This is a genomic window from Bacteroidota bacterium (assembly GCA_034439655.1).
Classification (GTDB): Bacteria; Bacteroidota; Bacteroidia; order UKL13-3; family UKL13-3; genus CANJUD01.
The window spans coordinates 1-7,698 of the sequence record JAWXAU010000037.1 but is presented as its reverse complement, the minus strand read 5'-3'; the positions used below and the strand labels follow the sequence as shown (position 1 = coordinate 7,698).

5 protein-coding genes are annotated in these 7,698 nt (G+C 34.6%); all 5 read right to left on the bottom strand.

Annotated features, from left to right (window positions below; translation table 11 throughout):
• The coding region (locus SGJ10_02415; GenBank protein MDZ4756979.1) for a hypothetical protein at nucleotides 1-272 on the bottom strand (272 nt) is incomplete at its 3' end.
• 67 nt (nucleotides 273-339) lie between these two features.
• Nucleotides 340-1,671 carry a hypothetical protein gene (locus SGJ10_02410; protein ID MDZ4756978.1) on the bottom strand — a complete coding sequence of 444 codons (1,332 nt, stop codon included), beginning with the start codon at nucleotides 1,669-1,671 and terminating at the stop codon, nucleotides 340-342.
• Nucleotides 1,672-1,724: 53 nt separating this feature from the next.
• Nucleotides 1,725-3,875 carry a hypothetical protein gene (locus tag SGJ10_02405; GenBank protein ID MDZ4756977.1) on the bottom strand — a complete coding sequence of 717 codons (2,151 nt, stop codon included), beginning with the start codon at nucleotides 3,873-3,875 and terminating at the stop codon, nucleotides 1,725-1,727.
• A gap of 21 nt (nucleotides 3,876-3,896) precedes the next feature.
• A complete protein-coding gene (locus SGJ10_02400; protein MDZ4756976.1) occupies nucleotides 3,897-5,459 on the bottom strand; it encodes a 7TM diverse intracellular signaling domain-containing protein in 1,563 nt (520 codons plus the stop codon).
• The gene (locus tag SGJ10_02395; protein ID MDZ4756975.1) at nucleotides 5,452-7,032 is read right to left on the bottom strand and encodes an FAD-binding oxidoreductase; all 1,581 of its coding nucleotides are present in this window, start codon (nucleotides 7,030-7,032) and stop codon (nucleotides 5,452-5,454) included. The genes SGJ10_02400 and SGJ10_02395 overlap by 8 nt, the downstream gene beginning before the upstream one ends.
• Between the last annotated feature and the right edge of the window lie 666 nt (nucleotides 7,033-7,698).

Sequence of the window (7,698 nt, the reverse complement as noted above, 5' to 3'; positions counted from 1 at the left end):
TCGTCAGATGTTTTTAACCCTATCGAGGTATATTTCCCTAAATAATATCCAACCACTGACCCCACCATAAGTGCGGCTAAAGAAATTGCTGATCCGCCTGCCATTCCCAATACGTAGCCATTGGTGTACATTACAATACTTGAAGGAACTGGCAGAATTATATCGCTTGCAAGTACTATAAAACTTACTAAAGAGTAAGTCAAAATATGTTTGCTTGAACCTTGTAATAAATTGGTAAAATATGTTTCCAGATTCTCGAATATCAGAAACATAACAATAATAGTAACTACAGCAATTAGAAATGGTATCGCAACTCTTTTCATAGTGAAGAAAGAAAATTTACTTTTTAGATGATGAACTTTTATATAAATAAACTTCGTAAATTGTGCTATTTAATGACGTAGGATAGGTGTAACTTGATGAAGGTTTTATTGATTTAATGCCACCATACATGATGCCAATTTTTGTTTCTGATGAAGTTATTTTACTATAGTCAATTGTGTTATTAGAATATATATAATTACTATCGGCAATAAAAATTGCATTAGCTCCAATAAGTGCTGGTAATTCAGGTGCTAAAGGCGGAAGTTGAATATTCTGATGCATTACTCCATTATGATAAGTCATTTGGGTGATTGTTTTTACAAATGGTAGTTTAGCACCATCATCACCATCCTGCCAGGTTTGAGTTTTTTCCATAAACTGATATCTCCCTATTCCACCCAATAAAGTTGTAATATTTGCATCACTGACAGGGTCATATATATTCGCCACAGCACAAGCATACTGATTGGTTTTTTGAGTCAAGGTATCAGCTTTTACTGAATTATTATTTCCATGGAATGATATATAAACAGGGTTGACATATCCATTATCTTTTGAATTAAAAACACCGCCAAATCCGGCATGGAAATTTCCTGATTTCTGAAAAATTTCAGCTACCGGAATATCTCGTCTGTGCATCAAAGTATCAAAATATGAAACTGTATCGCCTATTATACTTCCATTAAATGAAAACTTTCTAATAGCAGACGTGTAATTTCCAGTGACACTTACGTTATACGCACCATTATAATTTTGCCCGAATAACAAATAAAAATTGTTGTTTTCAAAAACCATTTCACCGCCTGTAACCTGCACAAATGGTGATGATGCCATACCTATTATCGCTTTATACGGGTTTCCATTTTTCTGTAATGAAACCTGATTAATCATCTCACTCACTGATATTGAAACCATTCTATTAAAAGTATAATTGCTTTGTAAGTCGCCAACATTTTGCGTTCCAAACCCTCCTGCAAGATATAGTGTATCTCCACTTTGGCAGAACTCCATATTTGTGGATGCAAATTGCAAAAGATCTTTATCTTTCATATTCAGTGGCATTTCACTATATGAATAATCAGATAGATCAATTACAAAGATTGACTGATTGGCTTTTTTCGTTTTGAACAGCGTATCGAGTGTCACAAGTCCGTGAAATCCTTCAATTCTTCCACCAATTAATAATATTTTATTTCCCATTCGTGCCCATGCAAACGATTGGAGGAATGGCAATTTATTAGAAATCTGAAGTGGTTTTACGCCAATAGTAAAAGATGGAACAGGGGCATCAGCATCATTTTCGAGTTTAGATGCTGAACCATTATCTCCACAAGAAATACAGATCATTGATAAAAGAAAAATTGTAAGGAGTAAAAAGCGTTTTGATTTCATCATAAATTTTAATTAAATGTATTTGCCCATGCAGTAAGAAGTTCGAGTTGGGAGGCACTCAATTCTCTTGAACGGGGCATATATTGAATATTGTTCCAATACGACAACTGAACCCTCTGTAAAACAAGCCCAGCCATGGTTCCATTGTTCCACACTTCTTCAGTGAAAGGATGAATGCTTGCCATTATAGGATATACAACGTCATATAATTGAAATACGTAATTATATACATCATTGAACGTAGGAGGATTGGCAGGTGGCCCAAATAAAGTATAGTCTAATTTTGGATGAACGCGTAGTACAACAAATGAACCTGAATCCATAATTGTATAGTAATTCTGTACAACAAAGGCAGGTAGCGTGTTGTTGTTGTACTCATTGTCATATACAAAATAATATATCGCATTATTCTTCATAGTTAGGGGAGAAGCAGGTGCTGATAAATTCACTACATCGCCGTCTTTTGCAGAAAAAGGAACAAGTGGAAGGGGAGTAGTAGCGGGGTCGTTTGCAGCTTCGGGTACAACGTATTCTGCTATGTATAAATCTACATTTGATGTAGCAGGAAGTCCTTTGTTATATATTCTAAGATTACATTGTTCTCGGGTTACACCACTATTTACAAGATAGCCCTGCGAAGGAGTATCACCTTCGTTGCTATACAATCCTTTCTGATCTGATGCAATCATATATGTACTTTCTTTTAGCACCTGAACATCAGCATTTCCAGCAACTTCAAGAAAAACGAGTATATAATTATCTTTGATGTTCTGTATTAAAGTTGCATCAGAAATTATGTAATCAAAAACTCCTCCCATCTGAAAAATTTTCACACGAGGATTATCAGTAGGATTGACTGCTATATTACAAATTTCAGTTGATTTATCAGTGCCATATCTGAAACTTAAATTACCTAAATTAAATGTTTCGAATGTAGCCTGACCACGGAATACAGGTTGTGTAATTCCAGGATTATTTGTTATTTGCTCAGGCATGGTATTTCCCATATCAATTGAAAAAAGTAAACTTCCGTTTTGTAAATCTTTCATTGATGCAATTGCAGGAACAGGTGCAACCGGAATGCCTATATCACCACCATTGTTATACCAATATTTCTGATACAAAGGAATTAAATTTCTTCCTATCACTCCGGTTTTCATATCGTTGTCATACCAAGGTGTTATACTTCCTGAAACGCTTGCCTGTGCAGGGTTTGGCGTTACTTCAGGATTGTCCATTTTTAAATAAATATTCTGATCAAATCGGTTTTCAAAAACTTCAAGTAATGTGAGTGTGATGAATACTCCTTTCAGATTTCTTCCATCATAGCCTGAATTGTTTTTAAAAAAATTTACAACATCCGAACTCATTATATCTTCATTTCCATCAAACGGAATGCATGTACAAAACCTTGCGGAACCTGCCATAGGTGGCATCCAGTTTAATACTCTCCATGCACTGTAAAGTTGTGCTGAAAAGCGAATCGGATTTCCTTGGAGGTATATATTTTCTCTATTAAACAAATTGATATTACTGCAATATATGTTGGCGTAAACTGATTGGCTTGAAATAGTTTCGACCATAAGGGCAGTGGTTCTTCCGGAAGCCGGAGCAGTATTCAAATCGAAAGATGCACCAAGAAACGGAGCAACATCTAAAGGTATAGCATCACTTGTTTCTGACCATGTAGTAACCGAATTTCCATCGCAGGTCTGCACACCTGTAACAGTGGTATTACTAACGGTTACGCCAAAATCGCCAAACATATTCCAGTATCCCATAACATTTCCAATCAGTTGAAACCCATTAATGCCAAGGTCAAGTTGTGCGGCTTTATAGTATGGAATATAATCTGCATCTATATTCAAATTGCCTAGTGGAGTGATACACCAGGTTCGCAATTCAGCTATCGTATTTACCGGTTCAATTTCTATATATACGTATCCGTTTACACTGTCAGTATATATTTTTGGATTGATACTAGGCTGAACTGAAGTAATTATTTCATTGTTTGTGAAATATAACCGCGGAGGAAACAATGGTCGCGAATACATTTGGTCATACAATGTAAGCGGGAAATATACTGAATTATTAATTGTTGAAACATTGATATCAATATCTCCGTTAAAATTTATTCTAGGAAAATCAAATAATGACATATATATATAATTGAGTTATAATTATCCTTTATCACTGAAATCAGTAAATTCATGGACAGTTCCTGAACTTGCCTGTTCCTGTAGTTGCTTTATTATTTCTGATGCACGTTTTCCGTGATGATTAATCTTTTGCAAATTGTTTTTTAATAATTCAACTGCATCTTTCTTTTCTTTTTCATTGCCATGTAAAGCAATTTCATCAACCAATTCGGTAGAAATATCTGAAAAATTATTTACAAAGTTTAGCGGATTCTGAATTTCGTGTGACATTCGTGATGCAAGAATACCAAAGGTCGCCAGCTTTTCACTTTCAATAAGCTTTCCCTGATTTTCTACAAGCTCTGCAGTACGTTCTTTTACTTTTTGTTCCAATAAAAAATTGGCTTTTTGTTGCTGGTCAATAATTTCTTTTTGATTATTTTCATTTTCTTTTTTCAACCAATTAATACGGTCAGCAAGTGCAAATGAAAGCAGCAATACTTCAGTCATATGCCCAATGAATAAACAGTGGGTAGTAAAAAAATTACTTGGAATAACATTGTTAAGTGTGAGTATAAAGACGATAACTAAAATTAGAAAAGTTGACCAGCCAATCAAGTAATATTTTGCCGTTGGAACTCCACGTTTTAAACTTAGAAGTCCAGCTGTTATAAAATATAATGCAGCTACTAAACTGAACATTTGAGCCAATCCGATTGCAGCTTCATAAACTCCTGCAAGATTTAGTATTGCAACCAATCCAAATAATCCTATCACAATTCTTCCTGAATAGAACTGAAATTTATGTTGCTTGGTAATTTGCAAAAATCGCAAAGTGAATAATGTAATAATGGTATTTGTGAAACATAATACAACGGGCAAATAATTATTCAATTCTCCATTGTTGGGCCAAATGAATTCATAATCATATCCTTGTAGTCCGAGATAGAAGGTAGCTGAACCGAGAATATATAGTATGTAGTATAGATAAGTTCTTTCTCGTACTGAAAAGAAAATAAATAGATTATATACAAATGCGAAAATCATGATACCCATATATATTCCCCAAAATAAATTATGATTTTGATTATGTTCTACATATTTATTTTTTGACGAAACTGTAATTGGAATCTGAAATGGATAGACACTTTGTCCTTTTATATAAAATACTGTCGGAATATTTTCTTTTACATTAAGATTTACTAACCAGTAATCTGAAGCAACCTGTTTCTCGTAGAAAGGATGCGTATGTCCGCCACTAAAAAGTTTTTTTGTGTTGCTATCTGAAACTTCATATACTTCAAGTTCATTAATGAGAGGAGCCATTACCTCAAGAAATAATTCTTTTTCTGATTTGCTCTGAACCGAAAATCGCATCCAGACATTGTGCGGAATATTTCCGAAATTTGGTATATCTGTTTGCCCTATCAAATATGTTTTTGACATCACGTCGGTGATATTTAATTTTCGGGTGGTATCAACAAAGTATTCAATATTTTTTCCGATAAACACCCTGTCATCGGCATTAACCTCTATAGGTTTTTGTGCATAAGTTGATGCAAAGGAAAATAGACAGAGTGATAAGAATAATCTAAGTTTATTCATATTTTATTGGATTATTTTGAGTGAATATTATTTTTTGTTCTTTTGCTTTTTCTCCTGTAAAAGGTTCGCCAATTGATTGCTGATAATGAAAGAAATTATGAGGGTCATATCTTTTTTTTATTTCACATAATTGATTATAATAATTTCCAAAATATGCCCATCTAAAATCAGATTGATTGCGATAGGGATAATTCTGATAAGAATGTGAATTGGTATATGTCTCCATAAATTTGTAAAATGAATCTATAAATTCTTCATTTTTATGCTGGTCATTTGTTTCTTCGTTAAAAAAACCGTCACAATAAAAATCCATTGTTACATTGCGGTGAATGAATGCATTGGTGCCTTCAGGTAAAGTATTAATTTTTCCTCCATAACCCTCTAAATCAACCATGGTATATTGGTTAGGTGCATTATTTTTAAAGTAGTTTAATATATTTTTCCAGTCGTCAAGTGACAATAATTTTTCTATATAAGCACTGCGTGAATAAGCTTTTACATCCATTGGCAAATCAGGAACGCCTTCGAGTAAATCGTTATTAATTTTTGAATATGGACCTTCTTCACTCAAATTGACCTGTGCACCGGGTATAGCAAGTAAAGGAGCAACTGCTTTGTCGAAGTCTTCGCCGGCACCAATCCATCCTCCACAGAAATAAACTTTTTTTATCCAATTATACGGATTAGAAAAATCGGTTGCAATTATCGTTTCAATTCCTAAGTTGGGATATTGATCACCTTTTAAAAATATTTCCTGTATCGTATATAATGCTAATGCTGCATTGTCAGGACTATCCTGAAAGCTCCAAGATATTTGTTTGCCAAACATATTTTTCAATTCAAATAACTGATATTTTACAGTTAATAAAACGCCAAAATTATTCCCTGTTCCTCCTCTAACAGCCCAATATAGATCCTGATTCTGATCAGAATTTGCAACAACTATTTTTCCATCGGCAAGCATCACAGTAACTTCCAATACGGTATCGCAGTTAATTCCAAAATTCCGTGATGTTAAGCTATAGCCGCCACCTTGCATAAAGCCAGCAATAGCTACAGTAGGGCATCCACCACCGGGTATATGAAGGTTATAAAACTCTACTTTTTTATAGATTCGACCCCATGTAGTACCTGAATCAATAATAGCAATTTTATTTTTTGCATCAATGTGAACGCTCTGCATTTCGCTCATGTCAATAATAATTCCATCACATACTGAATACCCTGCAAGACTATGGCCGCCTGAACGACACACAGCCCATATTTTATTTTCTGTTGAGAACCGGAGACAAAGTTGTATATCTTGATAGCATGATACATAAACTATTGCTAGTGGATACGCAGGATATACATCATTGAAATCTTTACGGTCTCTTTCATATCCATCACTCCATGGGAAAACCACCTTGCCTTCAATTTGTTCTTCAAAATCGGCAAGTTGAGATTTGGTTACCTTATCACTTTGCGGAAATGATTCATCAGCCAAAGCGGTTGCAAGCCTGTTGCCATTACCCCTCATTCGGGCTACTGACAATGACTTTTCAATCTGTAGTGGAGTTTTATTATGGTTCATAAGAAATTTATAACTTATTGAAAGAGTGGCAAACATAAGTGAATTTTGCAGTTATTCAAAAAAATATTTTTGCGTAAGAAAATTCTGTCTTACTAAATTCAACAATAATGTAATCGTCGTTGATCATTCTTGTAATTAGTGCTTGTGTGAAAACTCCTCTTTTTTCGTTACGCTCATTAAAAAAATGGTCATTCCGTACGTAGGGGACTCCCATTTTTTTTAATTTCGCAAGCCTCAAAAGAAAAGCTTTCAACCCAAGCACCGAGTTTCCGCACAGTCGCTAATTACTTCAACAGAAGTTTAAAGTTTTTATAAACAATGCAATTTCTAACGTTTTCTCAGCATTATTAACTTTTCACCCGCTCCTCATCATTCGTTGTTCTTTCGAGGAACAATGTCAAAATAACTTCAGCATTATTTGAAAGACTTTTGCCCTTCTTCGTTGTTTTTCCCGCACGTGCGGGATAGCCAATAGCTAGTGGCTATTCACTGCAATTTTCGCCTTGAATAAGAACAAAATTCACTCATCTAAATTGTCGAACTTCTTTTGACAGTGCTCCTTGCATACTTTCGGATTATATACTTCGGCTGTTGATTGTGGTGGAATGATAACCTGTGTTGCTGTCTGCAATCTTATGCACGGAATGGTTATCTTCTTGCTGGTGC

Excerpts from the sequence above, each read along its gene's own strand:
- SGJ10_02410 (MDZ4756978.1), bottom strand. The coding sequence starts at position 1,671 with ATGATCTGTATTTCTTGTGGAGATAATGGTTCAGCATCTAAACTCGAA.
- SGJ10_02405 (MDZ4756977.1), bottom strand. The coding sequence starts at position 3,875 with ATGTCATTATTTGATTTTCCTAGAATAAATTTTAACGGAGATATTGAT.
- SGJ10_02395 (MDZ4756975.1), bottom strand. The coding sequence starts at position 7,032 with ATGAACCATAATAAAACTCCACTACAGATTGAAAAGTCATTGTCAGTA.
- SGJ10_02400 (MDZ4756976.1), bottom strand. The coding sequence starts at position 5,459 with ATGAATAAACTTAGATTATTCTTATCACTCTGTCTATTTTCCTTTGCA.